Source organism: Bordetella tumulicola (genome assembly GCF_965138755.1).
Classification (GTDB): domain Bacteria; phylum Pseudomonadota; class Gammaproteobacteria; order Burkholderiales; family Burkholderiaceae_B; genus Bordetella_A; species Bordetella_A tumulicola.
The window spans coordinates 1178164-1203559 of the sequence record NZ_CBCSFP010000001.1 but is presented as its reverse complement, the minus strand read 5'-3'; the positions used below and the strand labels follow the sequence as shown (position 1 = coordinate 1203559).

General features: G+C 59.5%; 23 protein-coding genes and 1 pseudogene. 15 read left to right on the top strand and 9 right to left on the bottom strand.

What is annotated here, in order from left to right; all coding sequences use genetic code 11:
- Positions 1 to 109 precede the first annotated feature (109 nt).
- Positions 110 to 1129, bottom strand: a complete 1020-nt coding sequence (locus ACNAZS_RS05635) for a class 1 fructose-bisphosphatase (protein ID WP_415786967.1) — start codon at positions 1127 to 1129, stop codon at positions 110 to 112.
- A gap of 110 nt (positions 1130 to 1239) precedes the next feature.
- Positions 1240 to 3951: an aminopeptidase N gene (pepN, locus tag ACNAZS_RS05630; protein ID WP_415786965.1), complete on the bottom strand. Its 2712-nt coding sequence runs from the start codon at positions 3949 to 3951 to the stop codon at positions 1240 to 1242.
- A gap of 170 nt (positions 3952 to 4121) precedes the next feature.
- Between pepN and ACNAZS_RS05625 the strand changes: the two genes are divergently transcribed.
- Positions 4122 to 4754 (top strand): DUF4136 domain-containing protein, encoded by a 633-nt coding sequence (locus ACNAZS_RS05625; RefSeq protein WP_415786963.1) that lies wholly within the window; start codon positions 4122 to 4124, stop codon positions 4752 to 4754.
- Between the two features lie 295 nt (positions 4755 to 5049).
- On the opposite strand, the gene ACNAZS_RS05620 is transcribed toward ACNAZS_RS05625, so the two are convergent.
- Positions 5050 to 5418, bottom strand: a complete 369-nt coding sequence (locus ACNAZS_RS05620; RefSeq protein WP_415786961.1) for an H-NS histone family protein — start codon at positions 5416 to 5418, stop codon at positions 5050 to 5052.
- A gap of 146 nt (positions 5419 to 5564) precedes the next feature.
- On the opposite strand from ACNAZS_RS05620, the gene ACNAZS_RS05615 reads away from it, so the two are divergent.
- From ACNAZS_RS05615 to glcF, 7 genes are all read left to right on the top strand, one after another.
- The gene (locus ACNAZS_RS05615; RefSeq protein ID WP_415786959.1) at positions 5565 to 6383 is read left to right on the top strand and encodes a carbon-nitrogen hydrolase family protein; all 819 of its coding nucleotides are present in this window, start codon (positions 5565 to 5567) and stop codon (positions 6381 to 6383) included.
- 11 nt (positions 6384 to 6394) lie between these two features.
- Positions 6395 to 7855, top strand: a complete 1461-nt coding sequence (gene tldD, locus ACNAZS_RS05610; protein WP_415786957.1) for a metalloprotease TldD — start codon at positions 6395 to 6397, stop codon at positions 7853 to 7855.
- A 227-nt stretch (positions 7856 to 8082) separates the two neighbouring features.
- Positions 8083 to 9156: a 3-deoxy-7-phosphoheptulonate synthase AroG gene (aroG, locus tag ACNAZS_RS05605; protein WP_415786955.1), complete on the top strand. Its 1074-nt coding sequence runs from the start codon at positions 8083 to 8085 to the stop codon at positions 9154 to 9156.
- 62 nt (positions 9157 to 9218) lie between these two features.
- Entirely contained in the window at positions 9219 to 10628 is a 1410-nt protein-coding gene (locus ACNAZS_RS05600) for an FAD-binding oxidoreductase (RefSeq protein ID WP_415786953.1), read from the top strand.
- Positions 10629 to 10723: 95 nt separating this feature from the next.
- Positions 10724 to 12223, top strand: a complete 1500-nt coding sequence (locus ACNAZS_RS05595) for an FAD-linked oxidase C-terminal domain-containing protein (protein WP_415786951.1) — start codon at positions 10724 to 10726, stop codon at positions 12221 to 12223.
- Positions 12224 to 12234: 11 nt separating this feature from the next.
- Entirely contained in the window at positions 12235 to 13398 is a 1164-nt protein-coding gene (gene glcE / locus ACNAZS_RS05590; protein ID WP_415786947.1) for a glycolate oxidase subunit GlcE, read from the top strand.
- A gap of 6 nt (positions 13399 to 13404) precedes the next feature.
- Positions 13405 to 14634, top strand: a complete 1230-nt coding sequence (glcF, locus tag ACNAZS_RS05585) for a glycolate oxidase subunit GlcF (RefSeq protein ID WP_415786945.1) — start codon at positions 13405 to 13407, stop codon at positions 14632 to 14634.
- A gap of 52 nt (positions 14635 to 14686) precedes the next feature.
- On the opposite strand, the gene ACNAZS_RS05580 is transcribed toward glcF, so the two are convergent.
- Together ACNAZS_RS05580 and ACNAZS_RS05575 are read right to left on the bottom strand one after the other, a co-directional pair.
- On the bottom strand, positions 14687 to 15556 hold the full coding sequence (locus ACNAZS_RS05580; RefSeq protein ID WP_415786943.1) for an N-formylglutamate amidohydrolase: 870 nt from the start codon (positions 15554 to 15556) through the stop codon (positions 14687 to 14689).
- 63 nt (positions 15557 to 15619) lie between these two features.
- A complete protein-coding gene (locus ACNAZS_RS05575; RefSeq protein ID WP_415786941.1) occupies positions 15620 to 16609 on the bottom strand; it encodes a Bug family tripartite tricarboxylate transporter substrate binding protein in 990 nt (329 codons plus the stop codon).
- A gap of 202 nt (positions 16610 to 16811) precedes the next feature.
- On the opposite strand from ACNAZS_RS05575, the gene gcvA reads away from it, so the two are divergent.
- The 4 genes and pseudogenes from gcvA to ACNAZS_RS05555 all read left to right on the top strand — a co-directional run bounded on the left by gcvA (position 16812) and on the right by ACNAZS_RS05555 (position 19789).
- On the top strand, positions 16812 to 17714 hold the full coding sequence (gene gcvA, locus ACNAZS_RS05570) for a transcriptional regulator GcvA (protein WP_415786939.1): 903 nt from the start codon (positions 16812 to 16814) through the stop codon (positions 17712 to 17714).
- A 27-nt stretch (positions 17715 to 17741) separates the two neighbouring features.
- Positions 17742 to 18679: pseudogene (gene mnmA / locus ACNAZS_RS05565) on the top strand (tRNA 2-thiouridine(34) synthase MnmA); the annotation flags it as partial.
- 1 nt (position 18680) lies between these two features.
- The coding region (locus tag ACNAZS_RS05560) for an aminomethyltransferase beta-barrel domain-containing protein (RefSeq protein WP_415786937.1) at positions 18681 to 18884 on the top strand (204 nt) is incomplete at its 5' end.
- Between the two features lie 86 nt (positions 18885 to 18970).
- Complete coding sequence (locus tag ACNAZS_RS05555) at positions 18971 to 19789, top strand: sulfite exporter TauE/SafE family protein (RefSeq protein WP_415786935.1); 819 nt, start codon at positions 18971 to 18973, stop codon at positions 19787 to 19789.
- A gap of 5 nt (positions 19790 to 19794) precedes the next feature.
- Here the strand turns inward: ACNAZS_RS05555 and ACNAZS_RS05550 are convergent, their stop codons facing one another.
- Entirely contained in the window at positions 19795 to 20412 is a 618-nt protein-coding gene (locus tag ACNAZS_RS05550) for a glutathione S-transferase N-terminal domain-containing protein (protein WP_415786934.1), read from the bottom strand.
- 183 nt (positions 20413 to 20595) lie between these two features.
- On the opposite strand from ACNAZS_RS05550, the gene purB reads away from it, so the two are divergent.
- Both purB and ACNAZS_RS05540 read left to right on the top strand, forming a co-directional pair.
- Positions 20596 to 21972, top strand: coding sequence for an adenylosuccinate lyase (gene purB / locus ACNAZS_RS05545; RefSeq protein ID WP_415787091.1), 1377 nt, complete (start codon positions 20596 to 20598; stop codon positions 21970 to 21972).
- A 51-nt stretch (positions 21973 to 22023) separates the two neighbouring features.
- A complete protein-coding gene (locus ACNAZS_RS05540) occupies positions 22024 to 22482 on the top strand; it encodes a c-type cytochrome (protein WP_415786932.1) in 459 nt (152 codons plus the stop codon).
- An 80-nt stretch (positions 22483 to 22562) separates the two neighbouring features.
- Here the strand turns inward: ACNAZS_RS05540 and ACNAZS_RS05535 are convergent, their stop codons facing one another.
- The 3 genes from ACNAZS_RS05535 to ACNAZS_RS05525 all read right to left on the bottom strand — a co-directional run bounded on the left by ACNAZS_RS05535 (position 22563) and on the right by ACNAZS_RS05525 (position 24581).
- Positions 22563 to 23255, bottom strand: coding sequence for a cytochrome b/b6 domain-containing protein (locus ACNAZS_RS05535; protein ID WP_415786930.1), 693 nt, complete (start codon positions 23253 to 23255; stop codon positions 22563 to 22565).
- 120 nt (positions 23256 to 23375) lie between these two features.
- On the bottom strand, positions 23376 to 23666 hold the full coding sequence (locus ACNAZS_RS05530) for a hypothetical protein (RefSeq protein ID WP_415786928.1): 291 nt from the start codon (positions 23664 to 23666) through the stop codon (positions 23376 to 23378).
- 534 nt (positions 23667 to 24200) lie between these two features.
- Positions 24201 to 24581, bottom strand: a complete 381-nt coding sequence (locus ACNAZS_RS05525) for a hypothetical protein (RefSeq protein WP_415786926.1) — start codon at positions 24579 to 24581, stop codon at positions 24201 to 24203.
- Between the two features lie 77 nt (positions 24582 to 24658).
- On the opposite strand from ACNAZS_RS05525, the gene ACNAZS_RS05520 reads away from it, so the two are divergent.
- Entirely contained in the window at positions 24659 to 25351 is a 693-nt protein-coding gene (locus ACNAZS_RS05520; RefSeq protein WP_415786925.1) for a DUF3053 family protein, read from the top strand.
- The last annotated feature ends 45 nt before the right edge of the window (positions 25352 to 25396 follow it).

The window sequence follows — 25396 nt, the reverse complement described above, 5'->3', positions numbered from 1 at the left end:
ACCGAGGGCGCCTGTATGCGCCCGAGCCGAGGTGATTAGGCTGGCGGTGGCCATTTACACGGAGGCAACGGCGTCAAAAGAACGCCATCCCCCCGCCAGCAAACAAACGTTACGCCGCTGTCGCTTCCGCGTGATAGCTGCCCACCCGTTCGACTTCGTTCTTCGAACCGAGGATGACGCTGACGCGCTGATGCAGCTTTTCGGGCTGAACGTCGAGGATGCGTTGCTCGCCATTGATGGCAGCACCGCCCGCTTGTTCGACGAGCCAGCTCATGGGGTTGGCCTCGTACATCAGGCGTAGCTTGCCTGCCTTGCCGGGCTCGCGGGCATCCCAGGGGTACATGAAAATGCCGCCGCGGGTCAGGATGCGGTGTACATCGGCCACCATGGAAGCGACCCAGCGCATATTGAAGTCTTTGCCCAGAGGGCCAGATTTACCGGCCAGGCATTCGTCGATATAGCGTTTGACCGGAGGAGCCCAGTGGCGCATGTTCGACATGTTGATCGCAAACTCTTTGGTGTCCTCGGGGATGCGGATGTTTTCGTGCGTGAGGACCCAAGAGCCCATTTCACGATCCAGCGTAAAACCGACGACGCCCTTGCCGATAGTCAGCACCAGCATGGTTTGCGGGCCATAGACGGCGTAGCCTGCGACGACCTGGTCTTTGCCAGGTTGCAGGAAATCTTGTTCGCAGACTTCGGTGCCGGAGACGCGGTGCGGCGCGCGCAGGACCGAAAAAATCGTGCCGATCGACACATTGACATCGATGTTGGACGAACCATCCAGGGGATCAAACAACAGCAGGTATTCGCCCTTCGGGTAGCGGTTGGGGATCAGGTGGATGGTTTCCATTTCTTCGGAAGCCATGGCCGCCAGATGGCCGCCCCATTCGTTGGCTTCCAGCAGGATTTCGTTGGACAACACATCGAGCTTCTTTTGCACTTCGCCCTGGACGTTTTCTGATTCCAGGCTGCCCAGCACGCCACCTAGCGCGCCTTTGCTGACGGCGTGGCTGATGGCCTTGCAGGCACGCGCCACGACTTCGATCAGCAACCGGACTTCGGGTGCAAGGGCCTGTTCGGAGCGCTGCTGCTCGACCAGGTATTGAGTAAGGGTTTTGCGTTTCAAGAGGATCTCCGTCATCAGCGTAAAACAGTTAAGCAGCGCAAGCCACCGCGAATCTGAAACAGGCAAGGTCATGCTTGGCGCGGGGGTCTCCCCTGCCAGGCAGTGTGGTATCAGGCGGCAAACTCCAGGGCTTTCGAGGCAATTTCCAGCACATTGCGCGACAGGCCGTCGTGGCTGCGTACGCGTTGCAGAGCCGCCTGCATGGGGGCGCGCAACGCCGGTACAAAGCGGGCCCAGTTATCCAGAGCTCGTGTCAGACGGGCCGCGATTTCTGGGTTGAGCGCATCAAGCGCCAAGACTTGTTCGGCCCAATAGGCGTAGCCGGCGCCATCGGGTCGATGCAGGCCACGTGCGTTATTCAGGCAGAACTGGAATACTAGGGCGCGCGCGCGGTTGGGGTTGCGCAGGGTGAAGGCGGGGTGGCTCATCAGCGCGCGTACGCTATCGACAGTGCTGCTAAGGGCAGTGGCCTGGAGCATGAACCACTTGTCGATGACCAGCGGATCGTCTTGCCAGCGCGCATAGAACGTATCCAATGCCTGCGTGGCGGCGTGGCGGTGACCGTAATTGACTAGTGCACCGAGCGCGGCCAGGCTGTCGGTCATGTTGCTGGCTTGGTCGAACTGCGTTTGTGCGAGCGCTTGCGCGCCGTCGATGCCGGCCGCCATCAGGTGATTGAGCGCCTGGTTTTTCAGGGCGCGTTGACCGGCAGGGCCAGGGGCCGGGCTGTACGCACCGGGGGTTTGGTTGCTGTCAAAGGCCGCGCGCCATTCGGTGGCGAGTTGTCGTCCAAGCTCGACGCGCAGAAAGTCGCGTGCGACAGCGAGGGCCGGCGGATCGATGGCCTCCTGGCGCTCTGCCAGGGTTTTTTCGGAAGGCAGGGTCAGGGCGCGCGCGCGATAGCCGGCGTCGAGGGCGGGATCCGTCAGCAGGGCGCGCCAAGTCGCGATAAAGCGGGCATCGACTTGCATTTGGGCACCCGACTGGTGCTGGGCGGTCAGCGCCAGGATTTGACGGGTCGCCAATTCCTGGCCTGCCTCCCAGCGCGCAAACGGGTCTCCATCATGAGCGGACAGCAGGGCGAGCTCGGCATCCGTCCAGTCGTAGTCGACGCTCACCGGCGCCGAAAAGCCACGCAATAATGAGGGTACGGGCTGCGTTGCTACCTGTTCGAAGACCCATTGCTGGCTGGGCTCGGTGAGCTCGAGCAGCACGGTGTCTTGTGCCTCGGTAGCGCCGTTGAGATGCAGGGGTATCGCGCGGCCGTCGGTGTCGAGCAGGCCTAGGGCAAAAGGGATGTGGAAGGGTGCCTTGACGTAATCGTCGCCGGCTCGTTTTTCGACGCCCACCAGTGGGCAGCTCTGGCTGAGCGTGACGGTGCAGCGTTGTTGCGCGGTATCGTAGTTCAGTGACACGGCGATACGCGGCGTGCCGGCTTGGCGATACCAGCGGCGAAACACCGACAGGTCACGGCCCGGGTTCAGTTGGGTATAGACCGACTCCATGGCAGCGACGAAATCGTCGCAAGTCACGGCCTGGCCGTCGTGACGCCGAAAATACTCGTCAATGCCCGCACGGAAACCCTCGGCGCCCAGCAGCGTGTGCTGCATGCGGATGACTTCGGCGCCTTTTTCGTAAACTGTTGCGGTATAGAAATTGCCGATTTCCTGGTAGCTTTCCGGGCGAATCGGGTGGGCCATCGGGCCGGCGTCTTCCGGGAATTGGGCGGCACGCAATGTGACCACGTCATCGATGCGTTTGACCGCGCGTGCGCTGGCCGCCGCCGTGGCGTCGAGTTCGCGAGCCATCATGTCGGCCGTAAACTCCTGGTCGCGGAAAACGGTCAGGCCCTCTTTGAGGCTGAGCTGGAACCAGTCGCGGCAGGTGACGCGGTTGCCCGTCCAGTTGTGGAAATACTCATGGCCAATGACGGCCTCAATCCCTTCGTAGTTGGCGTCCGTCGCGGTTTGGGGGTCGGCCAGCACGTAGGCCGCATTGAAAATATTCAGGCCCTTGTTTTCCATTGCCCCCATATTGAAATCGCGTACGGCGACCACCATGAAGCGATCCAGGTCGAGTTCCAGGCCAAATCGGGTTTCGTCCCACTTCAGGGCACGCACCAGGGACTCCAGTGCCCATTCGGTGCGATCTTCCGAACCCGGGTCGCTATAAACCTGCAGCAGCACCGACCGGCCGGACGCGGTCTGAACGGCTGTTTCGCGATGCGTCAGCTGGCCCGCCACCAGGGCGAACAAATAACAGGGTTTGGGGAAGGGGTCTTCCCATTGCGCCTCCTGGCGGCCATCGGGCAGCGTCTGCGTCGTCAGCAAATTGCCATTGGACAGCAGTACGGGATAATCGCTACCCGCGCGCAGGGTCACGCGATAACGCGACATGACGTCCGGGCGATCGGCAAACCACGTAATGCGGCGAAAACCTTCGGCTTCGCATTGCGTAAAGAAATTGCCGCCCGAGACATACAAGCCCATCAATGTAGAGTTGGCGCTGGGATTGCAACGGCTGGTGATTTCGACGGTGGCGGTCGCGGGCAAACCTGACAATGTCAGCGTCAACGCGTCCAGCGTGTAGCGATCCGCAGGCCAAGGTTCGCCATCGACGCGCAAGGACACCAGTTCGAGTTCGGTGCCGTCCAGGGTCAGGGGGGCGTCGACAGGCGCATCGGCTTTACGCTCGATCTGTAATGTGGCGTATACCTGTGTGGACTCAGGATCCAGGTCAAACGCCAGGGCTACCTCTGGAATAGCGTAGGGGTAGGGCTGGTAGTCCTTGCGATATACGGTTACAGACGTTTCGGTGCGCATGCCAGGATCGAATCAGAATAGGTGACCACGTATTGTAGTAGTAGGCGGCACGGCATTTGCCGGTAGAAATATCCAGTTGAAAACTTTTGGCTGCCAACACGGTCAAATTAGCTCCGGATATGAAATGGGGCCGGTATGATGAGTCCGTGGACATAAGCAGGAGATCCGCAATGTTTCAATCCCGTGCAGGGTGGGCAGGTTTGTGCCGTCTGGTGGGGGTGGGTGCTGTTTTGTCCGCAGCGTTGCTGACAGGATGCGCGACCCCGACCGTACAGGCCAGGGTGACATCGTTTCAGCAATGGCCGTCTGACGTCGTGGGCGCCGCCTATCGGTTTGTAGATGCAAAGCCAGAACAGGCCAATAATCTGGAATATCAAGCCTATCAAGACGCGATGCGCGCCAGTATTAGCTCTACAGGTCTGGTCGAGGCGCAAGGGGGCAGCCCAGCCAGATTTAACGTGTCATTTGAATATGGCTCCGAGCAAACTCAAGTTATGGTCCGGCAGGCCTACGATCCCTATTTCTATGGCGGATTCGGTGGGTTTTACGGACCTTGGGGTGGTGCGGGATATTGGGGACCTAATTGGGTCGATGTGCCTTCGGTCGCTTATCGCAATCGTCTGAGCGTCGAAATTCACGATAACGCCCGCAAAGGGGCGGAGGTTTATCGCTCGACCGCCTATATTGTGACTGGCCGAGAAGACCTGGTGCGCACAATGCCGTATTTAACACGGGCGATATTCGATAATTTCCCCGGTAATAATGGTTCTGAGCGCGAAGTTGAGTATCCATTAAATCGTTGAATTAATTGTTGATTAATTCAACGATTTAACATTGCACAAAAATGGCGTGATTGATGAGTTGTTATCAATCACGCCATGGTATTCGGAAACTCGGCAATATCCGCGAGTAGCCTAATGATTTTGCCGCCGGGCCGCCCCAAGGCAAAAACGCCCCCTCGGGGGGCAGCAAGCCGAAGGCGCGGCGTGGGGGCCTAATGATTTTGCCGCCGGGCCGCCCCAAGGCAAAAACGCCCCCTCGGGGGGCAGCAAGCCGAAGGCGCGGCGTGGGGGCCCATATTATGTGTGCCGTGTTTTTTTATTGAGTAATGAGAAAACTCTCGCGGCTATTGCCTGCGGCTTCCTCGGCGGCCAGCCAGCGCGGTGCCTTGCCACGGCCGCTCCAGGTTTCGCCGGTTTGCGGATGGCGATACTTCGGGGCGACTTGACGCTTGGGTGCCGCCTGTGCCGTGGATTTGCGGGGAGTGGTAGCGCGAGGCGTCCGGGTCGAGCCACTGAATGCAGCGGTGATTTCTTCCGGGGTGATATTGTATTCACGCATCGATGCAACGATAGAAGCAATCACCGGCTTGCGACGTTTGGTTTGCAGCGCTTCCGCTTTCTTTTGCAGTTTGCTGATTTCTTTTTCTATCTTGGCTTGCAGGGTAGCGTATGTTTCACGAGGCATGATTGAGTCCTGGATATATATTCAGACGAATTTGATTGTGGGTATTTATCTGAATACGATTTTATTAGGTAGTGTTTGCAATAATACCCAAAATCACCTTCATATAAAACATTTAGAGTTAAATTTATCATATAGAAGGCAAGGAAATGAGTAATTCCGGATTGAATACGATGTCAGTGGCCGCTATTCAGATGATTTCCAGCCCGGATGTTCAGGATAATTTGCAGCAGGCCGGAGAGTTAATCGAAAAAGCGGTCGACTCAGGGGCAAAACTGATTTCGTTGCCTGAGTATTTTTGTTTTATGGGTACCAGCGATCTGCAGAAGCTGGAAGTCAAAGAGCAGCCTGGTGCCGGCCCGATCCAGGATTTTCTGGCAGCGCAGGCGGCTAAACACAAAATTTGGTTGGCGGGCGGAACGTTGCCTCTGGATTGTCCGGATCCGGGCAGGGTGTTTAATACCACATTTGTTTATGATCCGGACGGCAAACCCGCCGCCCGTTACGACAAAATCCATTTATTCAATTTTCAGCGCGGTACCGAAGCGTATGACGAATCGATTGCCATTCGTCCGGGTGAGGGCGTCCAGACGCTTCAGACCCCATGGGGCCGTGTCGGATTGTCGATTTGCTATGACCTGCGTTTTCCCGAGCTTTATCGCGCATTGGGGCAAGTCGACTTGATTTTGGTGCCGGCCGCCTTTACCTATACAACAGGCAAGGCCCACTGGGAGTGCTTGTTGCGGGCGCGCGCGATCGAAAATCAGTGCTATGTACTGGCCGCCGCCCAGGGCGGGCGCCATCCCAACGGTCGTCGCACTTGGGGGCATTCCATGTTGATTGACCCTTGGGGCGAGATTATTGACGTGTTACCAGAGGGTCCGGGCGTCGTCAGCGGTACCATAGAGGCTGAGCGCCTGACGCAAGTGCGCGCATCGCTACCCGCGCTGCGCCATCGAGTCCTGTAAACAGAGATTTTATGAAACTGATCGATCCCGATATCCAATCCCTGGCCACGGCCAAGTCACTATTGCTCGACCCTTGGGGCTTGACCGAAGCCGACATGGCGCGCGCACTAGGGGAAATCTTTACCCATAAGGTGGACTACGCGGACTTGTATTTTCAGTACACGCGCAGCGAAGGCTGGAGCCTCGAAGAGGGGATCGTCAAGACCGGCAGTTTCTCCATCGGGCAGGGCGTGGGGGTACGCGCCATCAGCGGCGAGAAAACCGCGTTTGCCTATTCGGACTCCCTGTCGCCCGAGGCCTTGTTGTCGTCCGCCCGCACAGTGCGTGGCATTGCCCGTCGTGGGGCGGGCAGAGTCAAGGTCGCGGCCCAGGTGCCGCCGGACGGCAGTCGCAGCCTGTACACCGATCTGGATCCGTTGGCGACCTTGAGTGCGCCTGACAAGGTGGCCTTGCTTGAGCGCATCGAGCGCATGGCTCGTGCCCGGGATCCGCATGTCATTCAAGTCATGGCCAGCCTGGGGGCCGAATACGACGTGATTCTGGTGGCAGGCAGCGATGGCCGCCTGGCCGCCGATGTGCGCCCGCTCGTTCGTCTATCCCTGACGGTGATTGCCGAGCGTGACGGTCGGCGCGAAATGGGCCACGCGGGCGGCGGTGGCCGCACCGGTCTGGCCTACTTTTCGGACGAACTCTTGCAGGGCTACGTGGATCGCGCTGTGCACGAGGCCATGGTCAACCTCGAAGCGCGTCCCGCGCCGGCAGGGGAAATGACCGTCGTTCTGGGATCGGGTTGGCCCGGTATTTTGTTGCACGAGGCCGTCGGGCATGGGCTGGAAGGCGATTTCAATCGCAAGGGTTCCAGCGTGTTTTCCGGTCGTATGGGTCAGCGCGTCGCCTCCAAGGGGGTGACCGTGGTGGATGATGGCACGTTGCCGGACCGTCGCGGCTCGCTCAATATCGACGATGAGGGCAATGCCACCCAGCGCAATGTGCTTATCGAAGACGGTATCCTGCGCGGCTACATGCAGGACACATTGAATGCGCGCCTGATGAAGACCAGCGCCACGGGCAACGGGCGGCGCGAATCCTTTGCGCATTTGCCCATGCCTCGCATGACCAATACCTATATGTTGGCCGGCCAGACACCTCCCGAAGAAATCATTGCCTCGGTCAAGCGTGGCCTCTACGCTGCGAATTTCGGCGGGGGCCAGGTCGACATCACGAACGGCAAATTCGTGTTTTCGGCTTCGGAAGCCTACATGATTGAAAACGGCAAGATCACCTATCCCGTCAAGGGCGCGACGTTGATCGGTAACGGACCCGATGCGATGAATCGCGTCAGCCTGATCGGCAACGACCTGCAACTGGATTCGGGCGTAGGGACCTGCGGCAAGGACGGCCAGAGCGTGCCTGTCGGCGTTGGAATGCCCACGGTGCGCATGGATGGCCTGACCGTCGGAGGCACGGCCTGATCATTTCCGAGTCTGTGGACGCCCCTACGGATTTTGTGCTAGAGTTTGACGCTATGACGTTCGCATCCCCCGCCTTTTATTTTTATTTTTTTGGGTTTCTGAAGCCGCTGGCGGAGGAAGGGGTGCACGCAGTCTAGAGTTTGCACAAAATCCCTAAAAAAAGCCGCCAGCCGACCTGGCGGCTTTTTTGTGCCGTCAGCCTGGCGAAAATCACCCAGGAGTCTACCGTGTCACACAATACCGATGACCTTCGCATCCGCGAAATCAAAGAGCTGAACCCGCCATCACATGTGATGCGCGAATTTGCCTGCACGAAAGAGGTATCCGAGACCGTCTTTGCCGCGCGCCAGTCCATGCATCGCATCCTGCACGGCATGGACGACCGTTTGATTGTGGTGATCGGGCCGTGTTCGATTCACGACACCAAGGCGGCGCTGGAGTACGCAGGCCGCCTCAAACCGGTGCGAGACCGTCTGCAAGGTGAGCTGGAAATCGTGATGCGTGTGTATTTCGAAAAACCACGCACCACGGTGGGGTGGAAGGGGTTGATTAACGATCCGGGCCTGGACGGCAGCTTCGACATCAATCGCGGGATTCGGGTGGCCCGACAGTTGCTGCTGGATATCAATAGCCAGGGAGTACCGTCGGGTTGCGAGTTCCTGGATATGATTACGCCGCAGTACATCGCCGATTTGGTGTCCTGGGGAGCCATCGGGGCGCGCACTACCGAAAGCCAGGTTCACCGCGAGCTGGCTTCCGGTTTGTCGTGCCCGGTGGGTTTTAAAAACGGGACCGACGGTAATGTCAAAATCGCCGTGGACGCCATCAAGGCGGCGTCACAATCGCACCATTTCCTGTCGGTGACCAAAGGTGGGCATTCTGCCATCGTGGCGACGGCGGGCAACGAAGACTGTCACGTCATTTTGCGCGGTGGCAAGGCCCCCAACTACGACGCGGCGAGTGTCTCGGCAGCCTGCCAGGACATGGCTAAATCGGGCCTCGCGCAGCGTGTCATGATTGATGCCAGCCATGCCAACAGCAGCAAAAATCCCGAAAACCAGCCCTTGGTCGTCGACGATGTCGCGCGTCAACTCGAGTCCGGGGATCCGCGTATTGTCGGCCTGATGATCGAAAGTCATCTGGTCGCGGGCCGTCAGGACATGGTGCCCGGCGAGCCGCTGGTCTATGGCCAGAGCATTACCGACGGTTGCATCGATTGGGATGCGTCGGTCGCGGTGCTGGAGCGCTTGGCGGGTGCCGTCAAGGCGCGTCGGCTCGTCGCGTCCACCAGCGGGAAATAGGGGGGCCGAGCGGGCGCAAGGCGTAGAATGGGAATTTCACATTCATTACTGCTTTTGACGCCATGAACGCTCCCGCTACCGCTGAAACTTTGCGCCGTCCTGTTCCCGCCGCCTGTCTGGAGGCCCTGCAGGCACAGTTTGCTGATCGCCTGTCGGTATCGCAGGCGGTATGCGAGCATCACGGCCGTGACGAGTCGCCATACCCGCCCATGTTGCCCGATGCGGTGGTCTTTGCCCGCAGCACCGAAGAGGTTGCTGCCGTGGCAAAGCTGTGCAACGAGCACCGAGTGCCCCTGATCCCCTATGGCGCGGGCTCGTCGCTCGAAGGCCATTTGCTGGCAATCCAGGGCGGTATCAGCCTGGATCTATCGCAGATGAACCAGCTCTTGGCGGTCAATGCGGAAGACCTGACGGTGACGGTGCAAGCCGGGGTGACACGCAAGCAACTCAACGAAGAGATCCGCGATACCGGCCTGTTTTTCCCGATTGATCCCGGGGCGGATGCCAGCCTGGGCGGCATGGCCGCCACGCGCGCTTCGGGCACCAATGCGGTGCGTTATGGCACGATGCGCGAAAACGTGGTGTCGCTGACCGTCGTGACGGCCGATGGACGCGTCGTACGGACGGCGGGTCGTGCCCGCAAGTCCGCGGCGGGTTACGACCTGACCCGGGTCTTTGTCGGCAGCGAAGGCACGCTGGGCATCATCACCGAAGTCACGGTGCGGCTGTATCCGCAACCCGAGGCCGTGTCGGCCGCCATCTGCAATTTTCCGTCGCTGGACGACGCCGTGCAGAGTGTGATCGAGATCATTCAGATGGGCGTGCCGGTGGCGCGTGTCGAGTTTATGGATGAGGCGAGCGTGCGCTCCGTCAACCTGTACAGCAAACTGACTTTGCGCGAAACACCTATGCTGGTGTTCGAGTTTCACGGCAGCCCCGCCGGCGTCCAGGAGCAGGCGGAGATCGTGCAAAGCATCACCTCTGATCACGGCGGCATGGATTTCGAATGGGCCGAGCGACCCGAGGACCGCAGCCGACTCTGGACGGCGCGTCACAACGCCTATTTCGCGGGTCTGCAATTGCGCCCCGGTTGCCGTTCCAGCACGACGGACGTCTGCGTGCCGATTTCGCGCTTGGCCGATTGTGTGCGCGAGACGGTTGACGAGCTGGAACGCGCCAGCTTTCCCTACACGATCGTGGGTCACGTCGGCGACGGCAACTTCCACGTGCTGATGTTGCTGGACCCTGACGATCCTGCCGAATGGCGTGAGTCGGAAACGATTAATCACAATTTGGTGCGACGTGCCATTGCCGCGGACGGGACGTGCACGGGTGAACATGGCATCGGTCTGCACAAGATGCAGTTCATGGCCGACGAGCACGGCGAAGACGCGTTAGCCCTGATGCGCAGCCTGAAACACGCTTTCGATCCCAACAACATCCTGAATCCCGGCAAAATCATCAGTTGGTAAGCCGAGGCGGTTGCGCCACGGTAGAGCATGCACCGGCGGCGGATGCGGGTAAATCCGCTCTGCCATGAATGATAGTGACACGCTATTGTGTTGACATGAACTCATTGGTCGAGCCCAATCTGCGTCACCCCGAGCAAACATTTTCCGCGAGCCAACTCGTCGATGCGTTACGCGGCATACTGCCGGTGCATTGCGTTCTGCATCGCGAAGAGGATACACGCCCTTACGAGTGCGATGGCTTGTCCTTGTATCGAACATTGCCGCCGCTCGTAGTGTTGCCCGAGACCGAGACCCAGGTCATCGCCGTGATGCGACTGTGCAAGCGATTGGGCGTGCCTCTGGTCGCTCGCGGTGCAGGGACGGGCCTGTCGGGCGGCGCCATGCCCCATGCGCAGGGCGTGTTGCTGGGGTTGTCCAAGCTCAATCGTATTTTGCGGGTGGATCCCGTCGCGGCGACGGCGGTGGTCGAGCCCGGCGTTCGCAACCTTGCCATTTCAGAGGCGGCTGCGCCTTATGGTCTGTATTACGCACCGGATCCCTCTAGCCAGATCGCCTGTTCGATAGGTGGCAATGTCGCGGAAAATTCGGGAGGCGTGCATTGTCTGAAGTACGGATTGACGGTGCACAACGTGCTGCGTGTACGCGTCGTGACGATTGATGGCGAGGTGATTGAGCTGGGTTCCGAGGCGCCGGATGCGCCAGGCCTGGATTTGCTGGCGTTGTTCATTGGATCCGAGGGTATGCTGGGCCTGGTGACCGAGGTTACGGTCAAGCTGATTCCAAAGCCCGCGTGCGCGCAAGTGATCATGGCCAGTTTTTCCAGTGTCGAGGCGGCCGGCCAGGCGGTGACGGATGTGATTGCCGCAGGCATCATTCCCGCCGGTCTGGAAATGATGGATCGTCAGGCCGTGCAGATGGTCGAGCCCTTTGTGAAAGCGGGCTATGACGTTTCTGCACAAGCTATTTTGCTCTGCGAATCCGACGGCACGACGCAAGAGGTCGCGCACGAGATCGAGCGCATGGAGACGGTGTTTCGTGAGGCCGGCGCTACGCGTTTGCAGGTCTCGCGCGACGAGGCCGAGCGCTTGCTGTTCTGGGCCGGGCGAAAAAATGCATTCCCGGCGGCAGGGCGTGTGTCGCCAGACTACTACTGCATGGATGGCACGATTCCCCGACGCCATTTAGCCCGTGTGCTCGGTGCCATTGAGCAGATGGAGGACGAGTTTGAACTGCGTTGCGCAAACGTGTTCCACGCGGGAGACGGCAATCTTCATCCGTTGATTTTGTTTGATTCGAATAAGCCCGACGACGTCGAGCGGGCAGAAAAATTTGGCGCTGCAATTCTTGAATTGTGCGTGCAGGTCGGAGGCACTCTCACGGGTGAGCATGGGGTAGGTATGGAAAAAATAAATCAAATGTGCGTGCAATTTTCGCGCGACGAACTCGACGCGTTCCTGGCCGTTAAGCGGGCGTTTGACCCCCCCGGCCTGTTGAATCCCGAAAAAGTGATTCCTACCCTGGCACGTTGTGCCGAGTATGGAAAAATGCACGTGCACGGGGGAGATCTCCCTTTTCCAGACCTGGCGCGCTTTTAGGCGCGGCGAGTATGAAATTCGTCTTGCAGGAGTTGTGTGATCAGGTGATGACGGCGCACGCCGCTCACAGGCCGTTGTTTGTGCGCGGCGGTGGTAGCAAAGCCTTTTATGGCAACTACCGTCCCGTGACGCCCCAAGACGGCCATTGCCTGCTGGATATGACGGCGTATAACGGTATCGTCAATTATCAGCCGACCGAGTTGGTGGTCACGGCCAGGGCGGGGACCTCTCTGGCTTCGCTCGAAGCCGAGTTGGCCGAACAGGGCCAGATGTTGGCGTTTGAGCCTCCCCATTTTGGTGGGCCGGCGACGATAGGCGGTTGCGTGGCGGCGGGCTTGGCGGGGCCGCGCCGTATGACGGCAGGTGGCGTCCGTGATTTCGTCCTGGGCGCGCGTCTACTGGATTCGCAGGGACGCTTGTTGTCGTTTGGCGGAGAGGTCATGAAGAACGTGGCCGGCTATGACGTTTCGCGTTTGCTGGCCGGCTCAATGGGTATTTTCGGCGCCATTGTCGAGGTATCGCTCAAGGTCTTGCCCATACCTTTCGAACAGTGCAGCGTGCGATTTGAGGCGACTCAACAAGAAGCCCTGTCCCGTTTTGCACAATGGCGCAGCCAACCGTTAGCGATTTCCGCGACGAGCTGGACCGCCGCCGCGCAATCCAGTGCCGATGGCATCGCTGTGCATCGTGCCGATGCAGACCACGGCGACGCCATGTCGGCGGGCTACGTCACGGTACGGCTGTCGGGCGCACCGCCGGCCATTCAGGCCGCGGTAGGCCATATCGGCGGCGAAAAACTGGACGACGATCAAGCCGTGCGTTGGTGGTCGTCTTTGCGGGAGCAGACCCATTCATTCTTTACGCGGCATCAGCCGCTATGGCGCCTGGCGCTCCCGCCCGCAACGCCCGTCCAGGACTTCGGTCTACCCACGTTGGTGGAATGGGGCGGTGGCCAGCGCTGGTTAAGCGGCAGCATCGATGCGCAGACGATCCGGGCGTGGGCAGAGCGCCTGGGAGGGCATGCCACGCTGTTTCGACCTGCAGCCGGGCCCATTCCGGCTGACGGCGTCTTTCATCCCTTGTCTTCAGGCGTTGCCACGATTACCCGTCGCCTGAAGCACGAACTGGATCCCGCGGGATTATTCAATCCGGGCCGAATGGTGTTGGAGCTATAGCGCAGCATGCAGACGAATCTTGCTTCCTGGGTGCGCGATACGGATCAGGGCCGCGAAGCCGATGCCATCTTGCGGCGTTGCGTGCACTGCGGATTTTGCACCGCGACGTGTCCGACCTATCAGGTTTTGGGCGATGAGCTCGATAGCCCGCGCGGTCGCATTTATTTGATCAAGCAGGTCCTCGAAGGCGATGAGCCGACACGGGCAACGCAACAGCATCTGGATCGTTGCTTGACTTGTCGCAACTGCGAAACGACATGCCCCTCTGGCGTGCAATATGGGCATCTGATTGACATTGGCCGCCAGCTGGTCGATCAGAAAGTGCGTCGCTCGTGGCCAGACCGATTGCGTCGCACGCTCTTGCGCAAAGGCATGAATTCTTCGCTGTTTGGCGTGGCAATGCGACTCGGGCAGACGGTGCGCAGCCTATTGCCCGACGCGCTCAAACGCAAAGTGCCGGTGCCTCGCCATCCCGGTTTATTGCCCGATGTGACGCAGCATGTTCGCCAAGTCCTGATGCTGACCGGCTGTGTCCAACCTGCCATGATGCCCACCATCGATGCGGCCACTATCCGCGTGTTGGACGCGATCGGCATCGGTGCGAGATTGGCGCCCGGCGCGGGGTGTTGTGGCGCAGTCAACTTTCATCTCGACGCGCAGGCAGACGCGCTGGATCAAATGCGCGCCAATATCGATGCATGGTGGCCGTTGATCGAGCAAGGCAATATCGAAGCTATCGTGATGAATGCCTCGGGTTGCGGCGCGATGGTGAAAGAGTATGCGCATCACCTGCGCGGCGACGCGCGCTATGCAGAACGGGCGGCGCGCATCGTTGCGTTAGTCAAAGACGTGGCGGAAATCGTGGCGCCGCATGCGCAGACATTGAGCCAGCGCATGCCCCTCGGTGGCCGCGCGGCCTTTCACCCCCCGTGCACCTTGCAGCACTGGCAGGGGTTGCGACCATTGAGCGAGCGACTGCTCAAAGACCTTGGTTTTGAATTGCAGCCGTTTATGGATACGCATCTATGCTGTGGATCAGCGGGTGCGTATTCGGTGCTGAATCCCGAGATGGCATTGACGCTGCGGGATCGCAAACTGGATGCCATCCTGCAGAATCAGCCGCCGGTGATCGTGTCGTCGAACATGGGCTGCGTGTCTCACTTGCAAAGCGGAACAGATATTCCGGTGAGACACTGGATTGAGGTGGTCGACGAGCGTTTGTCGACAAGGCTGTAGGACAAGGGCATTCTTGATCAGCGCCCTTGCAGCCCTTGGTATCAAGCCGTTTTCAGGCCGTTTGCGTGCGCATCCAGTCCAGCAGGGCCGCGGTCAGGTCGCGCAGGTCGGCCTTCAGACGGGCATAGCCTTCGGAAGGACGCAGCGAGACTTCGTCCATATACAGCTTGCGGTTGATTTCGATTTGCAAGCTGTGGCGATCATCAGCGGGACGGCCATTGGCACGCACTAATTCCACGCCTTTGTAGGGATCGTTCTCGGTGACGTTGTAGCCGCGTTCGCGCAGCCACGCCGCGACGAATTGGCGAAAGGCCGGGTCGCTGGTGGAGCCGTCGCGGTCGCCCAGCACGAAATCAGGGTGTACGAGGCCGGGTTGGTCGGTCGCATAGGCGCCGGCAACGCTGGGCATCGAGTGGCAGTTGATATGCCAGACCTTGCCGTGCTTTGTGTGGGCCTGATCGATCAGCTCTGTGACTTTGGCGTGATAGGGTTTCCAGCAAGCATTAATGCGGTGGTTGACTTCGTCATGGCTGAGCTTGCGATCGTACAGCGGCGTGCCATCATCCAGCATGCGCCAGATCAGACCTTTGCCGAGTTTGACTTTGCCCGACTCGGGCAACGGCTCGGGCCACGGCTGATCGAGCAGCAGCGGATCGATTTCTTCGAGCGAGCGATTGGCGTCGATATAAGCGCGCGGAAACGAGGCGGCCACCAAGGGAACACCCATATCGACGGCATCGCCCCATAGATCGTCGACCCAGGTGTCTTCTGCGGTACGCAGCGGGCCAAATGGCGCCGAAGGCGAAAAATCGGGGGGATAGGTCGTGCCGCTGTGCGGCGAGTCCAGCACCAGCGGCGTGGCGCTTTCGGGATAGCCGGCTGGCAAAGCCAGTCGATAGGAAAGGGGGTTCGTAATAGTCATGATGATCGCGATACGTCCGCAAAAATAAAACGGCCCCCAGGAAAGCTGGGGGCCGTAGATCGATTAGTCGATCTTCACATTAGCTTCTTTGGCAATACGCTTGTTCTTGGCGATTTCGGCCGAGATCTGTTGTGCGTATTCTTCGGGCGTGTTGGCGACGGGCGAGGCGCCCAGGCTTTCCAGACGCGACATCAACGCTGGATCAGCGCTGACCTTGACGACGGCGGCGTGCAGTTTTTCAAGAACGGGTTTGGGCAGATTCGCCGGGCCAATCAAACCGAACCACGACGAATCGTTCACCGGGGCGAAGCCGGCCTCGGCAAAGGTCGGCACATCGGGCAGCGCGGCGACGCGCTTGTTCGAGGCGACCGCCATGGCGACCAGCTTGCCAGCTTGGATGTGTGGCAACGACGAGGGCAGGTTATCGAACAGCACATCGACTTGGCCCGCCAGCGTATCGTTCAAGGCCGGGCCGACGCCACGGTAGGGCACGTGCATCAGGTCGGTGCCCGACGAGATCTTGAACAACTCGCCCATCATGTGCGACACGGAACCATTACCGGCTGACGCATAGGCGAATTTGCCGGGGTTTTTCTTGGCCAGCTCAACGAATTCGCCAATGGTCTTGACACCCACCTTGGGGTTGGTGGTCATCACATTGGGCACGGCTGCCAGGTTCGAGATCGGCGTGAAGTCTTTTTCCGCATCGAACGGCAAATTGGGATAAATGGCGGGATTGATACCGTGCGTGCTGACCGTGGCGATGCCCAGCAGATAGCCGTCGGGTTCGGCGCTGGCAACTTGTGCGCTACCAATCGAGCCACCGGCGCCGGCCTTGTTTTCGATCACGACGGTTTGGCCCAGCTCTTGGCTGAGTTTGTCGGCGAACAGGCGACCTACGATGTCGGTGGTGCCTCCGGGCGGGAACGGCACGATGAGACGGATCGGCTTGCTCGGGTAAGCATCTTGGGCGTGGGCGATACCGGCGGTCAGCGGCGAGGCGAGGGCGGCGGCGGCCAGCGAGAGGCCCAGAATGACATGACGACGTTGCATGAATTCCCCTGTAGGAAGTGTATTGGATTAAAGCGACAGGTCTGGCCTGCTTTGGCGCATGCTTCTTAGAGCGACTCTGACTTTATAATTTTGGTTCTCGATACGGGTTTGCGCAAACGAAAGATTCTCCGTAAGCTATTCCTTTTACTCATGCATGAAGTCGTAAATAGTTACAAATAGCCATTTCGATTTCGCGCTTATCATGCGCCGATTTTGTCCCTCTCTGACTGACCTTCAAGCTTTCGAGGTCGCTGCCAGACATAACAGTTTTACCCGCGCGGCCCAAGAACTCTGCGTGACCCAAGGCGCCGTTAGCAAACAAGTGAAACATCTCGAGTCCTTTTTAGGGGTCGAGCTATTCCTCAGAATCAGGCAAGGCCTGGTGCTTACCGAAGCCGGGCGCAGTTATCTGAAGAAAATCCAGTCGGGCTTGAGCCAGATCGAGGCCGCAACGGTCGAGCTCATTGCCCATCAGGGCCAGGGCGGCACCCTGCGGCTGACCTGCATGCCGACCTTCGGGGCGCGCTGGCTGATTCCGCGCCTGACGGCGTTCATGCGGGTGCGGCCCGATATTCATGTGGAGTTTTTGCCGCATCGACAGGGCTACGATTTTTCGAGCCCGGAGCTTGATGCCGCGGTGCGTTTTGGCGAAGGCATCTGGCCTGGCAGCGGCGCGGACTACATCGTCGGGCGCGATGTGGTGCCGGTGGGCAGCCCGCGCTTGCTTGGCAAGGGTTGTGAAAACGCCAGCGAATTATTGAGCTACCCGCTGCTGCACCATACCTCGGCCCTGGAAGGCTGGCGTGAATGGCTCGATGAGGCGGGCTGCGACACGCGTCGCGCACTAGAGGGCGCGCGCTTTGACCAATATGCCTTGCTATCGCAGGCTGCGGCGGCGGGTTTCGGTATTGCGCTGATTCCGCGCTGTTTGATCGAAGACGAGTTGCGTGACGGCAGGCTGACCGTGGCCTTGCAGGCGCCTGTACGCGCACGCCAGGGCTATTACCTGTGCTTTCCCGAGCAAAAGGCCAACCTGCCCATTGTGCAGGCGTTTCGAACCTGGCTGGCCGAGGTCTCCCGTGCAGCCGAACCACGCGTGGACTGAGCAATCCCCGGCTAAAATGCCACTATCATGTCTTTAGCTTCCCCTCATATTCCTCGCGGCAAAGGCCGCGTCGTTGTCGGTATGTCCGGCGGCGTTGATTCGTCGGTCACGGCCTGGTTGCTCAAACAGCAGGGCTACGAGGTCATCGGCCTGTTCATGAAAAACTGGGAGGATGACGACGACTCGGAGTACTGCTCGACCCGCCAGGATCTACTGGATGCGGCGAGTGTGGCCGACCTGGTCGGCGTGGACTTCGAGTTCGTAAATTTCGCCGCCGAATACAAAGATCGGGTCTTTGCCGAGTTTTTACGCGAATATTCGGCTGGCCGTACGCCCAATCCCGATGTGTTGTGCAACGCCGAGATCAAATTCAAGGCGTTTCTCGATCACGCCATGACGCTGGGGGCCGAACATATTGCGACGGGACACTATGCGCGGGTGCGTGCCATTGAGGGCGCGAATGGCCCGGAATACCAGTTGCTCAAGGCACTCGATGCCAGCAAAGACCAAAGCTATTTCTTGCATCGCCTCAATCAGGCGCAGTTGTCGCGCACGTTGTTTCCGCTGGGCGAAATCCACAAAACCGAGGTGCGCCGTATCGCGCACGAAATCGGTCTGCATAACGCGGCCAAAAAAGACTCGACGGGCATCTGCTTTATTGGCGAACGCCCATTTCGTGAGTTTCTGAACCGCTATCTGCCGACCGAACCTGGCGACATCTTGACGCCAGAGGGCCAGCGTATCGGACGTCATCACGGCTTGTCGTTTTACACCTTGGGCCAACGTAAAGGCCTGGGCGTAGGAGGCGTGAAAGGCAATCAGCGCGATGACGGCACGGCCGATGCCTGGTATGCCGCTCGTAAAGACCTGACGCGTAATGTGTTGTACGCAGTGCAGGGGCACGATCATCCTTGGCTCTTGTCGGATCGCTTGCAAGCGCTCGACGCCAGCTGGGTGGCCGGCCGNCCNCCCGAGGCGACAAATATCGGCGCCAAAACGCGCTATCGGCAGGCCGACGCGGCGTGCCGGGTGGTCTCGGCTAATCCCGAGTCATTTGAGTTGTCGTTCAGTCAGCCGCAATGGGCCGTGACACCTGGGCAATCGGCTGTGTTGTATGACGGAGATGTCTGCCTGGGTGGGGGCATTATCGCCTCATCATCAAATACATGATGCGGTATACCAGGTAGCGACTGCCGCCGGGTCCAAGCATTCAAACAAGTTTACTTACACGTTGTTCTTGACCGGAGGAAGTCGAAGTGGATGTCATGATGTTGGTGTGTTTGCTGGCGCTGGGGGCCGTCGTCGGGTTCGCGGCAGGCTTATTGGGTATCGGCGGTGGCATGCTGTTGGTGCCTTTCCTGACGATGCTATTTACCTGGCAGGGGATGCCACAGGACTTGATCGTCCACGCCGCGATTGCCACGTCGATGACGTCAATCCTGTTTACCTCGGTGTCCAGCGTGCGGGCTCATCAACGCAAGGGCACGATTCAGTGGCCCATCGTATTTGCCATGGCGCCGGGCATTATCGTGGGCGGATTGTTGTCCGGCGGGGCGGTATTTGCGGCGCTGAACACCGCGTGGCTGTCGTTGTTCTTTGCCTTGTTCGTGGGCTATTCGGCCTGGAGCATGTTGCGCAATACCAAGCCCAAGCCGTCACGCCAGATGCCGGGTGTGGTGGGTACGACGGCGGCCGGCGCAGGGATTGGCTTTCTGTCGGGCCTAGTCGGCGCCGGAGGCGGTTTTTTGTCCGTGCCCTTTATGGTCTGGTGCAACGTGGCCCTGCATGCGGCGGTATCCACATCGGCCGCGCTGGGTTTCCCCATCGCCCTGGCAAACAGCGTGGGCTATATCATTTCGGGCCTCAAATCAGACATCACGCAGCCGCACATGTTTGGGTACCTGTATTGGCCGGCTTTGCTGGCGCTGGTGGCCACGAGTGTGCTGACGGCGCCGGCAGGTGCGCGCATGGCGCACCGCTTGCCAGTGGCGACGTTAAAGCGCGTGTTTGCTTGCCTGCTGTTTGCGCTGGCGGCCTATATGTTGTTCAAGGCCGTCCAGGCGTTTAGTGGCTGATGCGTTTATGCCGCCGGAGGAGGCGGCACGCTGTCGATAAACGATTGGCGTTGCGACAGCTTTTCTTCGTGGCGCGCCAGATTAGGATGGTCGGCGCGCCAGTTCAGATGGGCAAACCGCAGATCCAGATAGCTCGTGGCGCAGCCCACCGCGATGTCGGCCAGGCTGTAATTGACACCCATGCAATAGGCCTGCTCGCCGAGGCTTTCTTCCATGGCGTGCAGCGAGGCATCGATCTTGCCGTACTGGCGTTCAATCCAGCTCGTGCTGCGCTCCGTCTCGGGGCGTAGATTTTCGCGGACGATCAGGATAGCGGCATCCAGCATGCCGTCGGCGATGGCTTCCCAGCATTTCACGGCCGCACGGTCACGCCCCGATTGCGGAATCAAACGTGCGACAGGGGACAGCGTGTCCAGGTATTCGACGATGACGCGCGAATCAAACAGCGCGCCGCCGTCTTCCATGACCAGGCAAGGCACTTTGCCCAGCGGGTTATAGCTTTGAATTTGCGTGTCAGGCGACCACACATTTTCGATTTCGAGCTGGTAGTCCAGCTTTTTCTCGGCCATGACGACGCGCACTTTGCGGACGTAGGGGCTAGTGAGTGAACCGATCAGTTTCATGGGGGCCACAGGCAAAGTCGAAAGGCGGGCGGAGTATAGCAGGCCTGGCTACGAGAGAAATATAGCAAGCCTGGCTACCAGGGAAACAGCCATCGATTTTACCGTGCAACGAGGGTCTGAATTGTTACAGAGACCCGGGTGATAAAATCGCGGGTTGCCTCCACATTTTTTCCCTTTCACGCCATGCAGATTGCCGACCAGATCAGTCACCTCAATGCCCTTTCTCCGCTCGATGGCCGTTACGCGGCTCGCGGTGATGCACTGCGGGGCCTGTTGTCCGAAGCCGGCTTCATGGCGCACCGCGTCGAAGTCGAGGTTGCCTGGCTCGTGGCCTTGTCCGATGCGGGTCTGCCCGAACTATCGAGCTTCTCTGCCGGCGCACGCACACGTCTGTCCGAGTTGGTCCGCGACTTTTCCGAGGCTGACGCCGCCCGTATCAAGGACATCGAGCGCACGACCAATCACGACGTCAAGGCCGTGGAATACTGGCTGAAAGAAAAGGTCGCCGACGATGCCGAGCTCGCGAACGCGGCCGAGTTCATTCACTTTGCCTGCACGTCCGAGGACATCAACAACACGTCTCACGCCCTGATGCTGACGCGCGCGCGCAGCGAGGTCGTGGTGCCGCGCTTGCGACAGATCGCCGATACTTTGGCGGACATGGCACGCGTGTACGCGGATCAGCCGCTCTTGTCGCGTACGCATGGCCAGCCCGCCAGCCCCACGACGCTGGGCAAAGAGTTTGCCAACGTGGCCGCGCGCCTGCAGCGCGCCATTGCCGCGATCGAGGCCGTCGAGCCGCTGGCCAAGCTCAACGGCGCGACGGGCAACTACAACGCCCACTTGTCCGCTTATCCGGAAATCGACTGGCCGGCATTCAGCGCCCGCGTGCTGGGCGGCCTGGGCCTGACACAAAACCGTCACACCATTCAGATCGAACCGCATGACTGGATGGCGGCCCTGTTCGACGCGGTGGCGCGGGCCAACGTCATCATTCTGGATCTGGATCGCGATATCTGGGGTTATGTGGCACTGGGTTATTTCAAGCAGCGCCTCAAAGAAGGCGAGGTGGGTTCGTCCACCATGCCGCACAAGGTCAACCCCATCGATTTCGAGAACTCCGAAGGCAACCTCGGCCTGGCCAACGCCGTGCTGCGTCACTTGTCCGAAAAGCTGCCGGTCTCGCGCTGGCAGCGTGACCTGACCGATTCGACCGTCCTGCGTAACCTGGGGGTCGGCCTGGGGTACTGCCTGGTGGCCTGGGATTCGTGCATGCGTGGCCTGGGCAAGCTCGAGGTCAACACCGCCGCGATTGACGCCGATATCGATGCCTGCTGGGAAGTCCTCGCCGAGCCCGTGCAAACCGTCATGCGTCGTTATGGTTTGCCGCAGCCGTACGAGCAACTCAAGGCCCTGACCCGTGGCAAGGGGATTACCGAAACGGCATTGCGCGAGTTCGTCAACGGCCTGGCCTTGCCCGACGAGCCCAAGGCCCGTCTGCTGGCGATGACGCCGCGTAGCTACATAGGACTGGCGGCTAGTCTCGCTCGGGAGGTATAGTCGGCAGTGCCGGGTAGGCCGGCACGCCGTCACACCGATCGGAGACCATCTATGAAGCAGTTCCCTTTGCTGGCCGCTGCGGCCTGTATGACCGTTGCATCGCTGTGGGCTGCGCCCGCCGAAGCGCAATTTGCCAAGCCCGCTGATGCGATCAAATATCGCCAAGCCGCCTTGACGCTGATGGCCTCGCATTTCGGCCGTATGCAGCCCGTCGTAAAAGGCCAGGCACCGTACGATGCCGAGCAAATCAAGGCGAACGTGCAACTGCTCAATACCCTGGCCGAACTACCCTGGGCGGGTTTTGGCCCAGGCACGGAAGGGGGAGAGGCTCTTCCCGAGGTCTGGAGCGACGCCGCGGGTTTTGCGCAAAAACGTGATGCGCTGAAAGAAAACATGGCCAAGTTGCAGGTCGCTGCCGACTCGGGCGATCTGCAAAAGGTCCGTGCTGCGTTTGGTGATGTGGGCGCCAGCTGCAAGTCCTGTCACGACAGCTTCCGCAAAAAGAAATAATTTTCGGTATCGCAATGCCAGCTTGCGGCCTGCGGATTAACCGTTCGCAGGCCGCAGTTGTTGGTCGTTGGGAGCGATTTTTACGAGAATGAAAAATCCGCCACGATCTCCAGTGAGCGGATCCACAAGACCAATGCTGTCGCGGCGGCGGCAATCAAAGCGGCACGTAGCCAGATCATTGGGCCATCATGCGCCGGCGGCGTGCCGTCGGGCAGGTCTTGAGGTCGTACATCGCCCGTAATCATGGGCCGTACCATACGCTGGCGTCGGACGACGACATACCAGACGATCGCCAGCAGATGCAGGGCAACCACGCCTACGATGATCCATTCGTTTCGGTGATGCCACGTGGAAAACCACGAGGCGACGCTTTCGTCTACCCGTGAGTAAAGCGGGCCCTGCGTCATGATGTCATCGCTGGTGAACAAGCCGCTGACCGCCTGAAACCCCAGCAGGGCCAGCATGGCAATGACAGAGAGTGCGCCCAACGGATTGTGGCCAGCCGAGGTCATCGCCCCCTGGAAATAGCGTTTTATTGTGCCAGGACCGCGGACAAAAGACGCGAATCGGGCATAGCGGGGACCGATAAATCCCCAGGCCAGGCGAAAGATAATCAGCCCCAGCGTGGCGAGGCCGAAACGGACGTGCCAGTCCATGTATAGCCCGCCGAGCTTGACGCTGACATACGCGCCGATGACACAGACGGCCAGGGCCCAATGGAATAGGCGGGTAGGCAGGTCCCAGATACGGACAGAAGATCGCATGTGCAGCATGGGCATGATGGCAGTAAAAAGGGGAAATTCACTTTATCATGGCCGCGCGTTGCAGTGCGGGTGTGCTGCGGGAGGCGAGACGTTGCCGCGCGATGCAGCACACGACCCGGATGCAACAGATTATGCTGCGTGTTGGCGCAGCGGTTCGATGCGATGCACGTGTTCGTGACGGAACCGGATACGCATGCCGGGTTGGCCGGTACGGCCGCGAGGGCATACCACGTCAGTGGTATACGTCACGGTACCGTTGATGGGCGCGTTGTAGATCACGGTCGCGCGAATTTCCGGACCGTTGGCGGGCCGCAGGTGCACGATGTCGCCCACATGAATCTGCATATGATCCAGGTTGCTGTGAGTCTGACGGGGTAACAATTCGGCCGGCGTGATGGGGTGGTTGATAAGTTGGCTCATGATGATCCTTATTCTAGGTTTTCGTTATGGAAATGCGATGACAGTCCGTGTACGGGGCGCGCAAATGCGCGAGCCGGACAGGGCGTGTCAATAATCTCGCGCAAATGCGGCGTACGCTCATAGGGCGCGTCTCGGTGATATGCGAGAGACGCCTGCAGGCATAGAACGCCACAGAAAAACTGCGCGAGGGCTGTATGGCGGTACAGGTAATGAAAACGGCATTTGCCGAGGCTCTCGCCACCAGGGGCGGTATTGTTATTGCTCCGTTTGAACGGATGCTCAATGAGCCAAAGAAATACTGCAAGACAGCAGGCTGGTTATTTGCATGGTTGTGCCATGCCTGCCATCAAAAAATATCAACTGCGACTTGTTTTACCGCGTACTGCTTGTGCACGTAGTACATGCACTCACGTTGCACCCAAATCCTAATACACATCTTCGTGTTAGATACGTATGGTTAGATCCGTATGTACAACTACTACTTATACTGCCAATCTTTCGATTTTATCCGTAAATTATTGTTTTAGCAAGCCTTTATTGACGCAAGGCCGCTTGTTGCTGTGCCAGGCGCTGGGCTTCGATGATTTGGTCTTCGAGTTCGGGTGACATTTCCAGCGCGACTTGCGGAACATCGCCCGGTTGCTCCGCATCGAGTTTCAGTATGATGCGTTGGCCATTAAAGGCGGCCGGCGCAGCCTGAACCTCAATGTACTTTTGTATCAGTGCATCGACGGCTTGCTGCGCGCGGGCCAACGCGGCGGCGTCGAGTGGCAGGCCGGCCAATTGTTGATTAACGACGCGCGCCAGGTCTGATGTGAAAAACAGGAACGCGGCCGCACCCCGGCAATCGGGATGGTCATAGCCCCAGGGTGGCGATTCGCCGGCGGCTGAATGGGAAGAATTGGAAGCATTCATTTCGCCATTGTAGGGTAGTCTATGCCAGCAGGCAGCGCGATAAATCGCGCCGCGCTGGGGGGGTAAACAGGAAATCTATGCGCATTGCGGTTTATTTCATCGGGATGGTGTGGTTGAGTCTGGCGGCAGTCGGCTGTGTCAATAAAGAGCCAGAAGAACGCGCCGCGTTCATCACGGGGTTGCAGACCCAGGTGATTGCTTCGCCAGACTTGCGCGTACCGGCGCCTGACGAGGCCCAGCGCGACGCCTGGGGAGACTACGCCAAGCAGTACGCGGTGTTGATGGAATCCAATAACGCGGCGGCGGCGTTGAGACAGCATCTCGTGCACGCGTTCGATCACGCGACGTTGTCGTCCGTGGCGCAACTGCAGGGCCGTCTAGAGGTGTTGCGGACTGATCGGCAGGCCCTGCTCAAGGCGCGAGAGGCACTGCGCGAGGCACAGGCCCAAGCCCAGACCCAGCGCGCCGAATGGAAGCAGCCTGCCGATTTGCAGTCCGTCTACGCACAGGCCTATGACAAGGCCGTCACGCAGCCCGCTGAGATCCTCGGTGGGTTGACCGCCACCGCATTAGCCGCGCTGGATGATGGGTTGCGAGCGTCGGATTTCGTCGCCCAGCATGCCAATCAGATGACTATCGAGGCCGATTCCGCCGTTGTGCAGGATCCTTCCGTCCAGCACGAACTGAATCAATTGCTCGACGCGTTAAATAGTCATGCCGACGCCATCGAGCAAGCGTCAAGCCGCTTGCAAACATTGCAGTCTTTATAACCACTGAGTTTGTACAATTCGCCACACGCGGCTGGGGCCGCCCAC

Coding starts and splice junctions, on each gene's coding strand:
- glcE (WP_415786947.1), top strand. CDS start 12,235: ATGAAATTCGTCTTGCAGGAGTTGTGTGATCAGGTGATGACGGCGCAC.
- ACNAZS_RS05540 (WP_415786932.1), top strand. CDS start 22,024: ATGAAGCAGTTCCCTTTGCTGGCCGCTGCGGCCTGTATGACCGTTGCA.
- ACNAZS_RS05625 (WP_415786963.1), top strand. CDS start 4,122: ATGTTTCAATCCCGTGCAGGGTGGGCAGGTTTGTGCCGTCTGGTGGGG.
- ACNAZS_RS05620 (WP_415786961.1), bottom strand. CDS start 5,418: ATGCCTCGTGAAACATACGCTACCCTGCAAGCCAAGATAGAAAAAGAA.
- ACNAZS_RS05575 (WP_415786941.1), bottom strand. CDS start 16,609: ATGCAACGTCGTCATGTCATTCTGGGCCTCTCGCTGGCCGCCGCCGCC.
- ACNAZS_RS05535 (WP_415786930.1), bottom strand. CDS start 23,255: ATGCTGCACATGCGATCTTCTGTCCGTATCTGGGACCTGCCTACCCGC.
- tldD (WP_415786957.1), top strand. CDS start 6,395: ATGAAACTGATCGATCCCGATATCCAATCCCTGGCCACGGCCAAGTCA.
- pepN (WP_415786965.1), bottom strand. CDS start 3,951: ATGCGCACCGAAACGTCTGTAACCGTATATCGCAAGGACTACCAGCCC.
- ACNAZS_RS05525 (WP_415786926.1), bottom strand. CDS start 24,581: ATGAATGCTTCCAATTCTTCCCATTCAGCCGCCGGCGAATCGCCACCC.
- ACNAZS_RS05595 (WP_415786951.1), top strand. CDS start 10,724: ATGAACTCATTGGTCGAGCCCAATCTGCGTCACCCCGAGCAAACATTT.
- purB (WP_415787091.1), top strand. CDS start 20,596: ATGCAGATTGCCGACCAGATCAGTCACCTCAATGCCCTTTCTCCGCTC.
- ACNAZS_RS05615 (WP_415786959.1), top strand. CDS start 5,565: ATGAGTAATTCCGGATTGAATACGATGTCAGTGGCCGCTATTCAGATG.
- ACNAZS_RS05600 (WP_415786953.1), top strand. CDS start 9,219: ATGAACGCTCCCGCTACCGCTGAAACTTTGCGCCGTCCTGTTCCCGCC.
- gcvA (WP_415786939.1), top strand. CDS start 16,812: ATGCGCCGATTTTGTCCCTCTCTGACTGACCTTCAAGCTTTCGAGGTC.
- ACNAZS_RS05520 (WP_415786925.1), top strand. CDS start 24,659: ATGCGCATTGCGGTTTATTTCATCGGGATGGTGTGGTTGAGTCTGGCG.
- ACNAZS_RS05550 (WP_415786934.1), bottom strand. CDS start 20,412: ATGAAACTGATCGGTTCACTCACTAGCCCCTACGTCCGCAAAGTGCGC.
- glcF (WP_415786945.1), top strand. CDS start 13,405: ATGCAGACGAATCTTGCTTCCTGGGTGCGCGATACGGATCAGGGCCGC.
- ACNAZS_RS05580 (WP_415786943.1), bottom strand. CDS start 15,556: ATGACTATTACGAACCCCCTTTCCTATCGACTGGCTTTGCCAGCCGGC.
- ACNAZS_RS05530 (WP_415786928.1), bottom strand. CDS start 23,666: ATGAGCCAACTTATCAACCACCCCATCACGCCGGCCGAATTGTTACCC.